The following is a 16,194-nucleotide window of genomic DNA, read 5'->3' as shown; positions in this document are numbered from 1 at the left end:
CTAGGACCTGACGTTGACGTCAGAGGCAAGTCTTATGATGGGGGTCACGATGCGTATCGGCGAGCTGGCGACGAAGTCCGGGGTCAGCGTCCGCGCGCTGCGGTACTACGAGGAGCAGGGGCTGCTCGCCGCGGGCCGCAGCGACAGCGGCCAGCGGCACTACCCGGAGCCCGCCGTCGACCGGGTGCAGCTCATCCAGATGCTCTACGGCGCGGGCCTGTCCAGCCGTACGATCGCCGAGCTGCTGCCCTGCGTCGATGCCAAGGTCAGCACGCCGGAGTCGCAGGCGCGGCTCGCCGCCGAGCGCGCCCGCATCGACGAGCAGATCACCGCCCTGATCCACACCCGCGACCGGCTCGACGCGGTCATCGCGTCGACCGTCGACCCGGCGAACGGCTGCACCGTTGTTCACGACTGACAAATCGTCAAGCCCGCGCCCGCCCGGCCGATAGGAGACGAGGAGCAGGGGTGGCACGACGGTGCCGGCGAGGGGCGATCATGGCGAACGACAGCGACCGGCACAGCGTCGGCCAGGGCAGCAGCACCGACACCGACCCGGAGGCCGCGGCCCGCGCGTGCGTGGGGGCGGCGCTCGACGGCCGTACACCCGAGCCCGCCGACCTGGTGATCGTGCACGTGACCGCCGAGTACGACCCGCTGCGGTTCTTCGAGGCGGTGGCCGAGGCCGCGGCGCCCGCGCAGGTCGTCGGCTGCACCGCCTTCGCCGGGTGCACGTCGGCGGCGTACGTCGACAGCGGCGCCGTGGCCCTCTACATCCCCGCCGCGGAGCTGACCTTCGGCGTGGCGGTCGCCGACTCGGTGAGCGCCGACCTGCGCGCCGCCGCCCGCCGGGTCACCGAGTCGGCCCGCGAACGCGCCGGCGGCGACGGCGAGCACTCGGTGCTGATGGTGCTCTCCGACGGCCTGGCCGGCGACCAGCGCGAGGTGGTCCGCGGCAGCTACGCGGTCACCGGCGCCACCGTGCCCCTGGTCGGCGGCGCGGCCTCGGAGGACCTGTCGATGCGCACCACCTACCAGTTCGCCGACGGCAAACTCATGTCCAACAGCCTCGTCGCGATCTGGATCAACTCGCCGCACCCGCTCGGCATCGGCGTCGCGCACGGCTGGCACCCGATCGGCGACCCGATGACGGTGACCCGCACCGAGGGCAACGTCATCCACGAGCTCGACGGGCGCCCGGCCGCCGAGGCCTACCTCGCCCAGCGTGGCGGCGAGCTGCGCGCCGGCGATCCGGGTGACGGCGCGGAGCCGACGTTCGCCAAGCTCACCTTCGACCACCCGCTCGGATTGGCCAACCCGGCGGGCGCGTTCGACGGGCGGCACATCCTCGGCCGTACGCCGGAGGGCTCGCTGGTCATGTTCGGCCACGTCAGCGAGCAGTCGGTGGTGCAGGTGCTCGCCGGGAACTGCGGGGACCTGGTGGACGCCGCCGGCACGGCCGCGGCCACCGCCGTCCAGCGCCTCGGCGCCCCGCCGCGAGGCGCGCTGGTGTTCAGCTGCGCCGGCCGGGTCGAGCCGCTCGGCGACCGGGTGTTCGACGAGGCCGCCGCGATCGGTGACCGGCTGGGCGGCGCGCCGTTCGCCGGGTTCTTCACCTACGGGGAGTTCGCCCGGGTCACCGGCTCGACCGGCTTCCACAACGCCACCGTCGTCGTCCTCGCCTTCTGACATGGCCGACGATCCCAGGACGGCCACCGATGCCGGCATGATCGACGATCCCAGGACGGCCGCCGATGCCGGCATGATCGACGATCCGAGGACGGCCACTGCTGCCGGCATGGCCGACGATCCGAGGACGGCCGCCGATGCCGGCATGGCCGCCGGCCGCGCGGCGGTGGCCGATCCGGCGTCGGCCGACGAGATCCGCCGGCTGCGCGCCGAGCTGGCACAATCACGGGCGGTGTCGGCCCGCGCCCTGGCCCGGGCCACCCGGCTCGCGCAGCTGGTCACCTCGCTCGGCAAGGTGACCGAGGTCGACGACGTGCTGGAATGCGCGGTGTGCGACGTCGCCGAGCTGTTCGACGCCGACATCGCGGTCGTGCTCACGCCGGCCGGCGCCCCCGGCGAGCTGCGGCTGGCCGCCCAGTGGGGCATCGCGGCCCGGCACCTGCCGCCCGGCACGCTGAAACCGCCGCCCGCCGTGCGGTCGCTCACCGCGGCCCGGCCGGTGACCGCCGCGCCCGTGACCGCGGTCCCCGCACCGGACTGGCTGGCCGCCAACGGGCTGTGCCACCTCGCCTACGGCCTGCTCACCGTCCGTGGCGAGCACCTCGGTCACCTGTTGCTGGCCCGCACCGAGGACCGGCCCTTCGACGACGCCGACACCCAGGAGCTGATCGCGGTGGTCAGCCGGATCTCGCTGGCCATCGACAACGGCCGGCTCTACCGGCGCACCCAGGACCAGCTGCGCCGGCTGCAGCGCCTGAACACGGTCACCGCGGGGCTGGCCGGCATGGTCGACGTGATCACCGCGTCGCGCAACATCGTCGACACGATGATCGAGCACGTGCCGGTCGCCGGCGCCGCGGTCTACCTCACCGACACGTACGGCGAGGAGCTGGCCGCGGGCGGCGGCGCGGACTGGCCGCGGATCCTCGGCGACGACCGGGCCGGGCTGCCGCCGGAGGCACTGGCCCTGCGCCTGGGCACCCAGGACCCGCCCGCGGGCCGCCTGCTGCTGACCGGGGTGCCCGCCGACGGCACCGATGCCCGCTCGTTCCTCGACCACCTGACCGACGTGGGTGGCCTGGTCCTGGAGAAGGCGCTGCTCTTCCAGCGGATCCGCATGCAGGCGGAGACGGATGTGCTGACCGGGATGCCGAACCGCGCCTACTTCATGGAGACCCTGGCCGCCTCGTTGAGCCGGTGCCGGCAGGACGGCAGCGACGTGGCGGTGCTCTTCCTCGACCTGGACGGATTCAAGGCGGTCAACGACACGTACGGCCACGACGCCGGCGACCAGCTGCTGATCGGCGTGGCCCAGCGGCTGTCCGAGACGGCCGGCCTGCACGGGATAGCGGCCCGCCTCGGTGGCGACGAGTTCGTGATCGCCTGCACCGACACGTCGGCGGCGGAGGCCGGGCTGCTGGCCGGGCGCATCCAGGAGGCCGTGGACGAGCCCTACGTGCTGCCGCTGCCGGCCGGGGCCGTGCAGGTGACCGCCGGGTGCAGCATCGGGCTGGGCCTGGCCGCGGCCTGCGGTTACGACGCGTCGGTGCTGCTCAGCACCGCGGACGCCGCCATGTACACCGCGAAGCAGCACCGCCGGGCCGCACGGCGCGGGTCAGTAGTCGGACTCGTCGGGGCAGTCCCACCCGCCGCCGGTCTCGGTCACGACGAGAACCCGGAGCAGCCCCTCGGCCTCGGCCGGCGTCTCGACCGGTAACGGCAGGCGCACGATGACGAACGAGGCCGCGACGGAGAGCGCGGCGGCAGCGATGGCGATCGAAGTCCTCATCCGCACCGATCTCTCCCCTCACCGGAGGCAGTAACCATACACACGACAGTCAACTGCCTATGGGCTAATTTGTTCGGGTGAGTCTCCTCGAGGACGTGGGCGTACGCGACGGCTGGCGCTGCTGGGTGTGTGACGAGCCGGTCGACCCGGACATGTCGGTCAACGATCCGCGGGGCCCGAGTGTCGACAGCCGTACCGCGGATCGCAAGGCCAAGGTCACCGAGCGGCTCGCCCACCGCGCCTGCAACACCCGCAAGGGCGCGGTCAAGGTGGTCATCGCCTGGCCCGAGCGGCTCAACGTGGTGGAGCCGGCGCCGCTGATCACCGTCGCCGAGCGCCTGGAGCGCAAGGGCGGCCGCGAGCTGGTGGCCCGCAGCCCGAGCCGCCGCGACGCCCAGGAGGCGGCGGACTGGCTCGTCGACCGTTTCTCCCGGCTGGTCCCCGGCCTGCCGGTCACCGCGACCGTCGACACCGGTGGCGGCCAGTTCCTGATCGCGCTGGCCACCGGCCGCCGCTGACCGCGTTCCGGCCGTTCCCGGGCCCGGCGAGTGAGACCGGTCTTGACCAGGTGCCGGGTGGACGGCATACGTTCGTCTGGTGGACCAACACGGTGCGGCGGACGGCTTCGTACAGCTTCTGAATCCCGAGGGTGACCACGTCGACAGCGTCACCGGCCCGGACGGGGTGACGTATGCGGTGGACTTCACCGACGACGAATATCGCGGGCTCTACCAGGACATGGTCACCGTGCGCCGGCTCGACGCCGAGGGCGTGGCGCTGCAGCGGCAGGGCGAGCTGGGCCTGTGGGCCAGCCTGCTCGGCCAGGAGGCCGCCCAGGTCGGGTCGGGGCGGGCGCTGCAGCCACAGGACATGGCGTTCCCCACCTACCGTGAGCACGGGGTGCTCTACTGCCGGGGCATCGACCCGATCATGCCGTTCGGCCTGTTCCGGGGGGTGGACCAGGGCGGCTGGGATCCGAACGAGTTCAAGTTCAACCAGTACACGATCGTCATCGGGTCGCAGACGCTGCACGCCACCGGGTATGCCATGGGTGTGACCATGGAGGGGAGGACCGGCTCGGACGACGGCGAGGCGGTGATCGCCTACTTCGGCGACGGGGCCTCCAGCCAGGGCGAGGTCAACGAGGCGTTCGTCTGGTCCGGGGTGTTCAACGCGCCGGTCGTGTTCTTCTGCCAGAACAACCAGTATGCGATCTCCGCGGCGGCCGAGCGGCAGACCCGGGTCCCGCTCTTCCGGCGCGCCGGCGGCTACGGCTTCCCCGGCATCCGCGTCGACGGCAACGACGTGCTGGCCAGCTACGCCGTCACCCGCGCCGCCCTCGACCACGCCCGGCACGGTCAGGGTCCGAAACTGATCGAGGCCTACACGTACCGGATGGGCGCGCACACCAGCTCCGACGACCCGACCCGCTACCGGATGGCCGGCGAGGTCGAGGCGTGGAAGGCCAAGGACCCGATCAGCCGGCTCAAGGCCTTCCTGGTCAAGCAGCGGATCGCCGGTGACGACTTCTTCGCGCAGGTCGAGGACGACGCCCGGAAGGCCGCCCTCGACCTGCGTGAACGCGTGCTCGCGATGCCCGACCGGCAGCCGGTCGAGCTGTTCGACCACGTCTACCCGACCGGCTCGCCGGAGCTGGACGCGCAGCGCCGGTGGTTCACCGGTTACCACGCGTCCTTCGACTCCACCGACGGCTGAAAAGGATCAGACCGCCGCGACCGCGTCGGTGGTCACCGCCTCCAGCGCGCTCTCCAGGATCTCCCGCACATCGGAGACGAGGTGTACGGTCAACGCCTCCCGCACGTCCGCGGGCACCTCGTCGAGATCCGGCTCGTTGCGGTGCGGGATGTAGACCTCGGTCAGTCCCGCCCGCTGGGCGGCGAGCAGCTTCTGCTTCACGCCGCCGATCGGCAGCACCCGCCCGGTCAGCGACACCTCGCCGGTCATCCCGATCTCGGCCCGCACGTTGCGTCCGAGCAGCAGCGACACCAGCGCGGTCGTCATCGTGACACCCGCCGACGGCCCGTCCTTGGGCACCGCGCCGGCCGGCACGTGCAGGTGGATCGGGTGATCCAGCTGCTCGGGGGAGATGCCCAGCTCCGCGGCGTGCGCCCGGACGTAGGACAGGGCGATCTGCGCCGACTCCTTCATCACGTCGCCGAGCTGGCCGGTGACCGACAGGCCGGGTGTGGTGCCGGGCAGCAGCGACGCCTCGATGTAGAGGACGTCACCACCCATGCCGGTGACCGCCAGGCCGGTGGCGACACCCGGGACCGCGGTCCGCTCGCCCGACTCCGGCGTGAACCGGGGACGGCCGATCAGGTCCTTCAGATCACCGGTGTCGACAGTGGCCGGCAGCTCCCGCAGCGACACCTTGCGGAACGCCTTGGCCAGCAGGCGCTCGAACGACCGTACCCCCGCCTCCCGGGTGTAATTGGCGGCGATCTCGCGCAGAGCGTCCTCGGTGACCGTCACCTCTCCGGGGTCGAGCGCGGCGCGCTCCAGCTGCCGGGGGATCAGGAAGTCGCGGGCGATGGCGACCTTGTCGTTCTCGGTGTAGCCGTCGATCGCGATCAGCTCCATCCGGTCGAACAGCGCCTGCGGGATCGTCTCCAGGACGTTGGCGGTCGCGATGAACAGCACGTCCGACAGGTCCAGGTCGAGGTCCAGGTAGTGGTCGCGGAACGTGTGGTTCTGCGCCGGGTCGAGGACCTCCAGCAGCGCGGCAGCCGGGTCGCCCCGGTAGTCGCTGCCCACCTTGTCCACCTCGTCGAGCAGCACGACCGGGTTCATCGAGCCCGACTCGCGGATCGCCCGGACGATCCGGCCCGGCAGCGCCCCCACGTAGGTGCGCCGGTGCCCGCGGATCTCCGCCTCGTCGCGGACGCCGCCGAGCGCCACCCGCACGAACTTGCGGCCCAGCGTCCGCGCGACCGACTCGCCGAGTGACGTCTTGCCGACTCCGGGCGGGCCGGCCAGCAGGATCACCGCCCCGGAGCCGCGCCCGCCGACCGTCTCCCGGCCGCGCTGCTCGCGCCGGGCCCGGACGCCCAGGTACTCCACGATCCGTTCCTTGACCTCGTCGAGGCCGTGGTGGTCGGCGTCGAGGACGGCACGGGCCGCCGCCAGGTCGGTGTTGTCGGTGGTCCGGACGGTCCACGGCAGGTCGAGGACGGTGTCCAGCCAGGTGCGGATCCAGCCGGCCTCCGGGTTCTGGTCGCCGGCCCGCTCCAGCTTGTCGACCTCGCGGAGCGCGGCCTCGCGGACCGCCTCGGGCAGGTCGGCCGCCTCGACCCGGGCCCGGTAGTCGTCCTTGCCGTCGGCCTCGCCCTCGCCGAGCTCCTTGCGGATCGCCTTGAGCTGCTCGCGCAGCAGATACTCGCGGTTGCGCTTCTCGACGTTCTCGCGGACGTCCTTCTCGATCGTCTCGTTGACCTCGGACTCGGCCAGGAAGTCGCGGGTCCACTCGATCAGCAGCCGGAGCCGGGCCTCGACGTCCGGCGTCTCCAGCAGCTCGCGCTTGCGGTCACCGGACAGGTACGGCGCCCAGCCGGCCGTGTCGGCCAGGTCGCTCGGGTCGTCGATGGCGCTGACCGAGTCGATGACCTGCCAGGCCTCGCGCCGCTGGAGCACCGAGACGACCAGCTTCTTGTACTCGGCGGCCAGCTCACGGACCTGCTCGGACGGCTTCTCGGCGGGGACCGGCTCGGCCTCCACCCACAGCGCCGCGCCGGGCCCGGTCACGCCGCTGCCGATCCGGGCGCGGGGCCCGGTGCGCAGCACGGCGGCGGGGGAGCCGCCACGGATCTTGCCGACCTGCTCGACGCTCGCCACGACACCGTAGGACGCGTAGCGCCCCTCCAGCCGCGGGGCGATCAGCAGCTCGGAGGCCGCCGAGGTGACGGCCGCGTCGACGGCGGCCTGCGCGGCCTCGTCGAGCTGCACCGGCACGACCATGCCCGGAAGCAGGACGATGTCGTCGAGGAAGAGCACGGGGAGTCGCTTGCTCACGGTTACCTCCGGGAAGTTGAGTACGCCACGCTCAACCAGGCCACGATCACCCTTCTTCCGGCGTTCACTGTCGGCGAACACCCAGCTTGAAAAAGTGATATCACATTGATAGTGTGACGCCATCATCACTCATGGGGAGGCCACCAATGTCCGAACACCTCGACCTTCCTGCCCCGCAGGTGCGTGAGCGCACCGCCCGTGGCGCCTCCGGCTGGCCTGTCCTCGCCGGGGCCGTGCTGGCGGTCGTCATCGCCGTCGCCGTCTTCGTCGTCGCCGTGCAGCAGGACACCGCCGGCACCGTGCTCGGCCTGCTCGCGGTCAGCGTTCTGCTGGTGGTCGGCGCCGCGATCACCGTGGTCGGCCTCACCCCGGTCGCGCCCGGCGAGGCCCGTGTCCTCCAGCTGCTGGGCCGTTACACCGGCACGGTGCGCACCGACGGGCTGCGCTGGGTCAACCCGCTCACCAACCGGCGCCGCGTCTCCACCCGGATCCGCAACCACGAGAGCGACGTCCTCAAGGTCAACGACGCCGACGGCAACCCGATCGAGATCGCTGCCGTGGTCGTCTGGCAGGTGCAGGACACCGCGCGGGCGGTCTTCGAGGTCGACGACTTCATCGAGTTCGTGGCCATCCAGACCGAGACCGCCGTGCGGCACATCGCCAACAGCTACCCCTACGACGCGCACGACACCAACCTGATGTCGCTGCGTGACAACGCCGACGAGATCACCGCCCGGCTGTCCGAGGAGATCGGTGTCCGGGTCGCCGCCGCCGGTGTGAAGATCGTCGAGTCGCGGCTGACTCGTCTGGCGTATTCGCCGGAGATCGCGCACGCCATGCTGCGCCGGCAGCAGGCAAATGCGATCGTCGCCGCACGGACCCGCATCGTCGAGGGCGCTGTCGGTATGGTCGAGCTGGCCCTGGCACGGCTGACCGAGCACGACGTCGTCGACCTCGACGAGGAGCGCAAGGCCGCCATGGTCAGCAACCTGCTGGTCGTCCTCTGCGGCGACCGGGACGCCCAGCCCGTCGTGAACGCGGGCACCCTCTACTCCTGATCACATGGCCACCGAGCGCAAGAAGCTCCTGCTCCGGCTGGATCCCGCCGTGCACGACGCCCTCGCACGGTGGGCCGGTGACGAGCTGCGCAGCACCAACGCCCAGATCGAGTACCTGTTACGCAAGGCGCTCGGCGACGCCGGCCGGCTCCCTGGCGGGGTCGGCCGGATGCGGGGCCCGGGCCGCCCACCCGGCACACCCGTCCCCGGGGCCGGCCAGGCCGACGACGGCGCCGGCAGCTTCGCGCCGGACGGCGGCGCCCCCGCCGTGGGCAACGGCACACCCGGGCCGGGCGCCGGATCGTCCGCCCCGGACGCCGGCTCATCGGCCCAGGACGACCAGCACGACCAGGAGGAGCAGCCATGACAACCGTCCCCGGCAGCCTCGCCCAGCGGATCTTCCTGCTGGCTCACGACCCGGAGAAGGGCCGTCCCCGGATCGGCACCAACCTCGGCGCCATGGTTCGTGCGGCGGCCCTCGCCGACCTGTATGTGCAGGGTCACCTCACCGACGACCGGGGCCGGGCCGTCGCCGTGACCGGCCGGTCGTCCGCCGACCCGGTCCTCGCCACCCTGCTCGGCGAGATCGCCGCCGCCCGGCCGCGCAAGTGGCAGACCTGGGTGGACCGCCGGCAGCACGCCACCGTCGTCGCGGTGCGCCGGCAGCTGGGCGAGGACGGGTGGGCGCGGCTCGAGCCGTACCGCGTCCTCGGGATCTTTCCCGCCACCAAGGTCACCCTGCGTGATCCGCGGGTCCGCAAGGAGCTGCTGGGCCGCGTCCGGGCCGCCCTGAAGGATCCGATCAACCGGGTCGACCCCGCCGACGCGACCCTGGTCGCCATCGTGGTCGCCGGTCAGCTCAGCCTGGTCGTCGACCGCCGGGCCCGGCAGGACGCCAAACGGCGCATCCAGGAGCTCACCGACCTCAGCGGACCGATCGGGCCGGCCCTGCGCAAGTCGATCCAGGCCTCCGCCGCCGCGGCAGCCGCGTAGGCACGGCGGGCGGCCGGGAAAATCGGATGCGGCCGGCCCCGGCCGCACCGATCATGGCCCGATGTGGCGGCTGCCGTTCTTCGAAGCGCTGAGCGACTCCCGGCGGGTGCTGATCGCCGGCGCCGGCGGCGGGTTCGACGTCTACGCGGGGCTGCCGCTGGGGCTCGCGCTGACGGCGACCGGCCGGACGGTCCACTTCGGGAGCCTGTCGCTGGTCAACCTGTACGAGCTCGACAGCGACGTCCGGACGGACGACGGCGTCGCGGCGATCACCGCGGCCACCCGGTCCCACCACGACTACTTCCCGGAGCGGACGCTCGCCCGCTGGCTGGCCCGGCAGGGGCTGCCGGACACCGTCCACGCGTTCCCCCGCACCGGGGTACGGCCACTGCGCGGCGCCTACCGCCGGCTGGCGAAACGGCTCGACCTCGACGCGATCGTGCTGGTCGACGGCGGCACCGACATCCTGATGCGCGGCGACGAGGCGGCCCTGGGCACCCCCGTCGAGGACGCCACCAGCCTCGCCGCGGTGGCCGGAACGCCGGTGACGACCCGGCTGGTGGCGTCGATCGGGTTCGGTGTCGACGCCTACCACGGCGTCAACCACGTGCAGGTGCTGGAGAACATCGCCGCCCTCGACCGTGCCGGCGCCTACCTCGGCGCCTTCAGTGTGCCGTCGCACGGGCGGGAGGCGGCGCTCTACCGGGACGCGGTCGAGCACGCGCGGGCCGAGACGCCGGGACGGTCGAGCATCGTCAACGGCCAGATCGCGGCGGCGCTGACCGGGGCCGCGGGGGACGTGGCGCTCGACGACCGTACCGCCGGATCGCCGTTGTTCGTCAACCCGCTGATGGCGATGTACTTCACCTTCGACCTGCCCGGACTGGCCGCTCAGTCGTTGTACCTGGACCGGATCCGGGGCACCGGCCACATGCTCGAGGTCAGCCACATCATCGAGCGTTTCCGCGACGAGATCGAGCCGCGTCCCCGGGTCGCCTTTCCCCATTAGGCCCGTCACCCGCGCCCTTGTCCCGCCGAGGCGGCAATCGCCGCGGGGCCGGTTGAGCGAACCGCCCGTGAAAGTGACGGTGCGGGCCGACCATGGGGGGATGCGGGTTGGTAAGGGATCCAAGACTGACCTGAGCGGGTCACGGTTCACCGTGAGTGTCCGGACGGCCGAGACGTCCGCGCTGGTGGACGTGGCGGCGGTTCTGCTCGGGCCGGACGGGCGAGTGCGAAGTGACGATGACTTCGTGTTCTTCAACAATCCGGAGGGGCCCGGAGTCGAACTCGTCTCGGACGCGGCGGTGCGGCTCGATCTCGAGAGGGTGCCGGGGGATGTCCAGCGGATCCTGGTCAGCGGGAGCACCGAGGCGCAGGGGCGGACGTTCGGGGAGCTGTCCGGGCTGGCGGTCGACGTGCACGGTGCGGAGAGCCACTACGAGTTCGAGCCGGACGGGCTGACTGCCGAGACGGTTCTGCAGGTGGTCGCGTTGTATCGGCGTGGGGGCGGCTGGCGTCTCGATGCGATCGGGCAGGGCTACGACGGCGGGCTGGCCGCCTTCGCGACCGATCACGGCATCGATGTCGGCGACCCCGGGCCCGATGCAGCAGTGGAGGCCCCGGCTCCGGCGGCCGCACCTGCCCCGGCACCTGCCGCGGACGCGGGCCCGCCGCCGTCACCGGTCGCCGCGGGCCCGGCTGTCGACTTCCGGAAGGTCAAGGTCTCGCTGACCAAGGATGACCCGGCCAGGACGGCACGGATCGATCTGCGTAAGAGCCAGGGCGAGCCGGGCTGGGTGCTCACGGTCGGGCTGGAGTGGGACGGGCGCGGCGCCTCGTACGACCGTGGCGGTGCGGTCACGAGTTACGGGTCCGGTGACCTCGACGTCTACTTCTTCTGCCGGGACGAGGCCACCAACCGCTACGTCGTGATCAGTGGGGAGAGCCGCCACCGGGGGAGTCTCGGCAAGTGGCCGTTCGTCAAGCACTCCGGCGACAGCAAAGGGCCGGGCAGGGACAACCGGCCGGCGGTGGAGCGGGTGCACGTGAAACCGACCGAGAACGGTGATCTGCTGGTGAACGTCTACCAGAGCGTCGACAACGGTGCGGGAGCGATCGACAAGTTCGGCCGCCCGCGCGTGGTCATCCGGTACGGCCGTGCCGAGCCCGACGGGCTTCCCGGCCCGGACGCGGACGAGATCGTGGTGCACGTCGGCAACGGGCGCAACTCGTTCTGGGCGACAGTGGCGCACATCGACGTGCGGGACGGGATCCTGACCGTGGACGGCGAAACCAGGTACAGCAGCCTCTTCAGCGAGGTCATGCCGGTTCTGGACACCGCGGGGAACTGGGTGCAGCGGCACCGTAGCAGCCCGGTCGGGCGTAGCAAGCGCCGCAATCGTGGCATCGGCCTGACCACGTACGAGGGCTCCTGCCCGGCGCCCGGCAGACGCTGGTTCGCCGGATGATCACACCCGTACGGCGCGGTGGGCGGATCGGGCGACGACACGTTCACGGGCGCAGCCGGCCGCCCAGGATCGGGAAACCGACGGCCGCGGACCGGGCGGTGGCCGGGGCCGGGACGCCGAACGCGGTCAGGGTCAGATCCCGCAGGGCCTGGCCGAAGTCGCCGATCCACGGGTTGATCGAGACGGTCAGCTGGGTGGCGGCGTCCGGGGTGGAGAACGAGTACGTGAGGTAGCCGAAGATGCCGCCGGTGTGGCCCCACAGGGTGCGGCCGCCGGGCAGTTGCTCCTGGTAGATGCCGAGGCCGTAGTTGAGGTCACCGACCGGGGTCAGCATCTCGGCCAGCTGGGCGCGCCGGAGCAGGCCGCCGCTGAGCAGGGAACGGTAGAACCGGTTGAGGTCGGCGGTGGTGGAGACGATCTCTCCGGCGGAGTACGCCATCGACGGGTTGAGGTCGGTGAAGTCCAGCGGCACCGGCCCGCCGTCCTGCGGGACCGGCTCGTAGCCGTGCGCGTGCGGGCCGTCGATCGTGGCGTCGGCGCCGGGGACCTCGGTGCCGTACAGGTGCAGCGGGCGCAGGATGCGATCGGCGACCTCCCGGCCGTACGCCCGCCCGGTGACCTTGCGGATGACCAGGCCGAGCAGCACGTAGTTGGTGTTGGAGTAGGCCCACGAGGCGCCCGGCTCGAACACCGGCGGCCGGGCGGCGGCGAGCGCCACCAGCTCCTCGGGGCGGAACGTGCGGTAGCGGGCGGCCAGCACGTCCTCGATCGTCGCGAACAGCACCTCGGTGTAGTCGACGATGCCGCTGGTGTGCTGCAGCAGGTTGCGGAGCGTGATCCGGGCGCCGTCCGGGATCGCGCCGGGCAGCCAGCGGTCGAGGGTGTCGTCGAGATGCAGCCGGCGCTCGGCGGCGAGCTGGAGCACCACGGTCGACACGAAGGTCTTGGTGATGCTGCCGACCCGGAACCGCCCGGCGGCGAGCGGGCGGGCCGGGCGGCCCAGCTCGATCACTCCGCTGGAACCGCGCCAGGTGCCGGCCGGGCCGTCCACCCGGGCCAGCGCCGCGGTGGCCCCGGTGGCGACGATGCGGTCGAGCGCGTCCTGCAACGCGGCCCGGTCCAGGCCGCCGGACGACGCCGCGGCCGGTGACCCGATCCCGGCGCCGGCGGCGACCGCCATCGCGGCGGAACCGGCCAGAACAGATCGGCGACTAGGCATGGTGACTCTCCCCCCGAACGATGTCCACCGTGCCGACAGTGCCAGCCGCAGCGATCTGAATCAATGTCCGGGAACCCTGGCCGGCCCCCTACGGGAAGGCCCGCACGAGGGCCGGCCTTGACGACGGGAGGCAGCATTGAGGACTTGAGAAGATCGGTGTTGGAGTCGCTCGCCCGGCGCGTCGTCGCCGGGGTGGCCGCCGGTGACCGCGGATGGCGTACGGAGTACCGGATCAGGCGGCTGATCGGGGCCGGTGACCGTGGCGCGCAGGTCGCCGTGGACGCCCTCTGGGAGTGCTGGCTGCTCACCGCCGACGACCGCTGGTGGACCGTCCTGCTCCGCTGGAACCGCCCCGCCGCGTTCGCGTGGACACTGAACAGCGGCCTGTTCGACCCCGGGCAGGTGCACCGGCTGAGCCGGGTCGCCCTCGACGACCCGGCGCACCGCTGTACCGCCGAAGGGCTCGCCGAAGCGCTCGGCCGCACCGGGCACCCGATCGCCGAGATCGCCCGGCGACACCTGAGCCGCCCCGCCGCGCACGTCCTCGACACCCTGGACGGCGCCCCCCGCACCGCCGCCGTCGTCGACTACCTGACCGGTCGCCTGGTGCGCGACCACGACTGGGACGGGCTGTGGCGGTTCGCCCGTGACCTGCCGCCCGCCGATGCCGCCGAGGCGCTGCGCCACGCCGACCCGCGATGGCGGCCGCCGGACCGAGCCGGCGACGAGCTGTACACGCTGCTGCGCGACGCCGATCCGGAACACCTGCGGGAACTCGTCACCCTGCTGGCCACGCCCCGGATCCTGCCGACGGACCGGCCGGTGCTGCGCGGCGCGTTCAGCGCCGACGAGCGGCTGATGGCGGTCACGCTCGCCTCGGAGCTGCGGGTCTACGACGTCGCGTCGGGCACCCGGCTGGCCGCCCACGAACTGGACGAGATCGACCCCGGCCCGGTGTCGTTCGAGGGGGACGCCCCGATCGTCGTGCAGCGCTGGCCGGGCGAGCCGGTGCTGCGGTCCACCGTCTGGCGGTTCGGGCCCGGGCGGCGCACCGGCCGGTCGGTCAACGGATGGGTGTACGACCTGCGGCCCGGCACCCTCGACGGGACGTCGCAGGTCGCGTCGGCGCGACGGGCGCCCGGCCTGCCGTGGCCCGAGGTGTCGTTGATCCGCCGCCACGGGCCGCCCGCGATCCGCCGCCCGGAGGGTGTCGCCGACCTGCGGTGCATGGTCCTGGACACCGATCCGGTCGACCGGCGGGTCGCCTTCGCCGGTGACCGGATCACCGTCGCCGGTCTCGGCCCCGGCAACCGGCTGCGCGGCCCGGTCCACTCGTACCCGCGGATCTCCCAGGACTGGCGCGGCCTCTGCCTGGCCGGCCCCGACCTGGTGTTCAGCTGCGACGCCACCGAGGTGGTCGGCTGGCGGGTCGACGGCGGCCTGCTCCGGCCGGCGGTCATCCGGCGGCACGGCCACGGCGCGATCGCGTGGGCGCCGTACCGTAACGCGGTCGCCGCCACCGACTGGCAGCACGGCCTGCAGTACCTCGACGCCGACACCCTCGAACCCCAGGACGTGCCCGGCGATCTGTACGGGCTGCGCGCCCGGCAACTCTGGTCCGCCCCGCTCGGCACCGGGACCCACGCGGCCGCTGCCGACGGCGAGATCCGGCTGGTCCTCGCCTCGGTCGCGGGACTGGCCCACCTCGCCCGGCAGCCGATGAGCCGGGGTGGGCTGGGGGCGGTCCGGCCCGACCCGGTGATGTGGGACCGGGCCGCCGCGCTGGTGGAGGTGCTCGCCGCGAACGACCGGTACCGGGCGTCCGTAAGATCGGCCGGGTGACGTTCGTCGAGCTGGACTCCGAGGGCGACCCGGCGTACGACATGGCGCTCGGGCCGCGGCTGCTGCGCGAGGGCCTCGGTGACGCCCGGGACATCCTGCGCCTCTACTCGCCGCAGCCGACCGCCGCGTTCAGCCGCCGGGACACGCTGCGTCCCGGCTATCCACGGGCGGCGGAGGCCGTACGACGTCATGGTTTTCATCCCGTCGTGCGCCCGCAGGGCGGCAGCCTCGCCGCCTACCACCCCGGCAGCGTCGTCGTCGACCACGTGCACCGCGCCGCCGGGGAGCCCCTGGAGCCGGTCGAGCGGTTCCGGCGTTTCGCCCGGCTGCACGCCGACGTGCTCCGCGGCCTCGGCGCCGACGCCCGGATCGGCCCGGTGCCCGCCGAGTACTGTCCCGGCGAGTACAGCATCAACGCCGGCGGCGCCAAGATCGTCGGCTCGGCGCAGCGGGTGACCCGCGACGGCTGGCTGTTCAGCACGGTCATCCAGGTCACCGGGGCGGACCGGCTGCGCGAGGCGCTGACCCCCGCCTACGCCGAGCTCGGCTACGACTTCGACCCGGCGACCGTCGGCGCCCTCGAGGACACCGTCCCCGGCGTGACCCCGCAACTGGTCGTCGCCGCGGTCCGCGCCGCCTACACCCGGACGGCCCGGCCGGTCACGTGAAGCCGCTGTGCTGCGGCGGCTCGCGGTGCTGGAGGGAGTCGCGGACGTTCTTCTGCACGGCCACCGCCGCGAACAGCGTCATCGCGAACGCGAGACCGTAGAAGCCCTTCTCGCTCAGCTCCAGCGTGCTGCTCCACAGGCCGACCACCAGCATCACGATCGCGATCCCGACGACCGCCCACGACAGGCCCAGGTACAGCGCCGTCACCGGGATGCCCTCGGCGCGGTCCCGCACCGACTTCTGCAGCGAGATCGCCGCGAACAGGCCCAGCACCAGCACGGCCGCGTAGAAGCCTTTCTCGCTGCGGGCCATCGCCGCGTTCCAGAGGCCCACCAGGAACGCGACGACGCCGAGCACCAGTGCCGCCCAGGAGGCGCCGACGAAAGCCGCGGTCGGCTTGGCCGAGGGCGGCGGCGGGCTGGTCACGTCGTCATT

Annotated in this window: 15 protein-coding genes; 12 read left to right on the top strand and 3 right to left on the bottom strand. The window is 72.7% G+C overall.

Translation table 11 applies throughout. The annotated features are described in order from the left end of the window. Positions 1–49 precede the first annotated feature (49 nt). From BM290_RS11095 to pdhA, 5 genes are all read left to right on the top strand, one after another. Positions 50–418, top strand: a complete 369-nt coding sequence (locus BM290_RS11095; RefSeq protein ID WP_093613660.1) for a MerR family transcriptional regulator — start codon at positions 50–52, stop codon at positions 416–418. 80 nt (positions 419–498) lie between these two features. Next, positions 499–1,689 carry an FIST signal transduction protein gene (locus tag BM290_RS11090; RefSeq protein ID WP_093612805.1) on the top strand — a complete coding sequence of 397 codons (1,191 nt, stop codon included), beginning with the start codon at positions 499–501 and terminating at the stop codon, positions 1,687–1,689. Between the two features lies 1 nt (position 1,690). Beyond that, on the top strand, positions 1,691–3,406 hold the full coding sequence (locus BM290_RS11085) for a sensor domain-containing diguanylate cyclase (RefSeq protein WP_093612803.1): 1,716 nt from the start codon (positions 1,691–1,693) through the stop codon (positions 3,404–3,406). Positions 3,407–3,555: 149 nt separating this feature from the next. Then, complete coding sequence (locus tag BM290_RS11080; RefSeq protein ID WP_093612801.1) at positions 3,556–3,996, top strand: hypothetical protein; 441 nt, start codon at positions 3,556–3,558, stop codon at positions 3,994–3,996. 76 nt (positions 3,997–4,072) lie between these two features. Next, positions 4,073–5,194, top strand: a complete 1,122-nt coding sequence (pdhA, locus tag BM290_RS11075; protein WP_093612799.1) for a pyruvate dehydrogenase (acetyl-transferring) E1 component subunit alpha — start codon at positions 4,073–4,075, stop codon at positions 5,192–5,194. A 6-nt stretch (positions 5,195–5,200) separates the two neighbouring features. On the opposite strand, the gene lon is transcribed toward pdhA, so the two are convergent. Then, complete coding sequence (lon, locus tag BM290_RS11070; protein WP_093613658.1) at positions 5,201–7,507, bottom strand: endopeptidase La; 2,307 nt, start codon at positions 7,505–7,507, stop codon at positions 5,201–5,203. A 146-nt stretch (positions 7,508–7,653) separates the two neighbouring features. On the opposite strand from lon, the gene BM290_RS11065 reads away from it, so the two are divergent. From BM290_RS11065 to BM290_RS11045, 5 genes are all read left to right on the top strand, one after another. After that, on the top strand, positions 7,654–8,565 hold the full coding sequence (locus BM290_RS11065) for an SPFH domain-containing protein (protein WP_093612797.1): 912 nt from the start codon (positions 7,654–7,656) through the stop codon (positions 8,563–8,565). 4 nt (positions 8,566–8,569) lie between these two features. Next, a complete protein-coding gene (locus BM290_RS49640) occupies positions 8,570–8,932 on the top strand; it encodes a type II toxin-antitoxin system antitoxin (RefSeq protein WP_093612795.1) in 363 nt (120 codons plus the stop codon). Further along, positions 8,929–9,558 (top strand): GOLPH3/VPS74 family protein, encoded by a 630-nt coding sequence (locus BM290_RS11055; protein WP_093612793.1) that lies wholly within the window; start codon positions 8,929–8,931, stop codon positions 9,556–9,558. The genes BM290_RS49640 and BM290_RS11055 overlap by 4 nt, the downstream gene beginning before the upstream one ends. A 61-nt stretch (positions 9,559–9,619) precedes the next feature. Next, positions 9,620–10,567 (top strand): DUF1152 domain-containing protein, encoded by a 948-nt coding sequence (locus BM290_RS11050; protein ID WP_093612791.1) that lies wholly within the window; start codon positions 9,620–9,622, stop codon positions 10,565–10,567. 100 nt (positions 10,568–10,667) lie between these two features. Continuing rightward, positions 10,668–12,029, top strand: coding sequence for a TerD family protein (locus BM290_RS11045; RefSeq protein WP_093612790.1), 1,362 nt, complete (start codon positions 10,668–10,670; stop codon positions 12,027–12,029). A gap of 43 nt (positions 12,030–12,072) precedes the next feature. On the opposite strand, the gene BM290_RS11040 is transcribed toward BM290_RS11045, so the two are convergent. After that, positions 12,073–13,248 carry a serine hydrolase domain-containing protein gene (locus tag BM290_RS11040; protein WP_093612788.1) on the bottom strand — a complete coding sequence of 392 codons (1,176 nt, stop codon included), beginning with the start codon at positions 13,246–13,248 and terminating at the stop codon, positions 12,073–12,075. Positions 13,249–13,392: 144 nt separating this feature from the next. Between BM290_RS11040 and BM290_RS11035 the strand changes: the two genes are divergently transcribed. Both BM290_RS11035 and BM290_RS11030 read left to right on the top strand, forming a co-directional pair. Then, positions 13,393–15,090 (top strand): hypothetical protein, encoded by a 1,698-nt coding sequence (locus BM290_RS11035; protein ID WP_143133701.1) that lies wholly within the window; start codon positions 13,393–13,395, stop codon positions 15,088–15,090. Next, entirely contained in the window at positions 15,087–15,758 is a 672-nt protein-coding gene (locus tag BM290_RS11030) for a lipoate--protein ligase family protein (RefSeq protein WP_093612785.1), read from the top strand. The genes BM290_RS11035 and BM290_RS11030 overlap by 4 nt, the downstream gene beginning before the upstream one ends. On the opposite strand, the gene yiaA is transcribed toward BM290_RS11030, so the two are convergent. Then, a complete protein-coding gene (gene yiaA / locus BM290_RS11025; RefSeq protein ID WP_239143511.1) occupies positions 15,751–16,185 on the bottom strand; it encodes an inner membrane protein YiaA in 435 nt (144 codons plus the stop codon). The genes BM290_RS11030 and yiaA overlap by 8 nt on opposite strands. Positions 16,186–16,194: the final 9 nt, after the last annotated feature.

The organism is Actinoplanes philippinensis, from assembly GCF_900113015.1.
GTDB lineage: Bacteria > Actinomycetota > Actinomycetes > Mycobacteriales > Micromonosporaceae > Actinoplanes > Actinoplanes philippinensis.
This window is presented reverse-complemented; position numbering and strand designations above follow the sequence as displayed.

What these genes read in the sequence shown, in the direction of transcription:
- BM290_RS11095 (WP_093613660.1), top strand. Translation starts at nt 50, where the DNA reads ATGCGTATCGGCGAGCTGGCGACGAAGTCCGGGGTCAGCGTCCGCGCG.
- BM290_RS11090 (WP_093612805.1), top strand. Translation starts at nt 499, where the DNA reads ATGGCGAACGACAGCGACCGGCACAGCGTCGGCCAGGGCAGCAGCACC.
- BM290_RS11085 (WP_093612803.1), top strand. Translation starts at nt 1,691, where the DNA reads ATGGCCGACGATCCCAGGACGGCCACCGATGCCGGCATGATCGACGAT.
- BM290_RS11065 (WP_093612797.1), top strand. Translation starts at nt 7,654, where the DNA reads ATGTCCGAACACCTCGACCTTCCTGCCCCGCAGGTGCGTGAGCGCACC.
- BM290_RS49640 (WP_093612795.1), top strand. Translation starts at nt 8,570, where the DNA reads ATGGCCACCGAGCGCAAGAAGCTCCTGCTCCGGCTGGATCCCGCCGTG.
- BM290_RS11055 (WP_093612793.1), top strand. Translation starts at nt 8,929, where the DNA reads ATGACAACCGTCCCCGGCAGCCTCGCCCAGCGGATCTTCCTGCTGGCT.
- BM290_RS11050 (WP_093612791.1), top strand. Translation starts at nt 9,620, where the DNA reads ATGTGGCGGCTGCCGTTCTTCGAAGCGCTGAGCGACTCCCGGCGGGTG.
- BM290_RS11045 (WP_093612790.1), top strand. Translation starts at nt 10,668, where the DNA reads ATGCGGGTTGGTAAGGGATCCAAGACTGACCTGAGCGGGTCACGGTTC.
- BM290_RS11040 (WP_093612788.1), bottom strand. Translation starts at nt 13,248, where the DNA reads ATGCCTAGTCGCCGATCTGTTCTGGCCGGTTCCGCCGCGATGGCGGTC.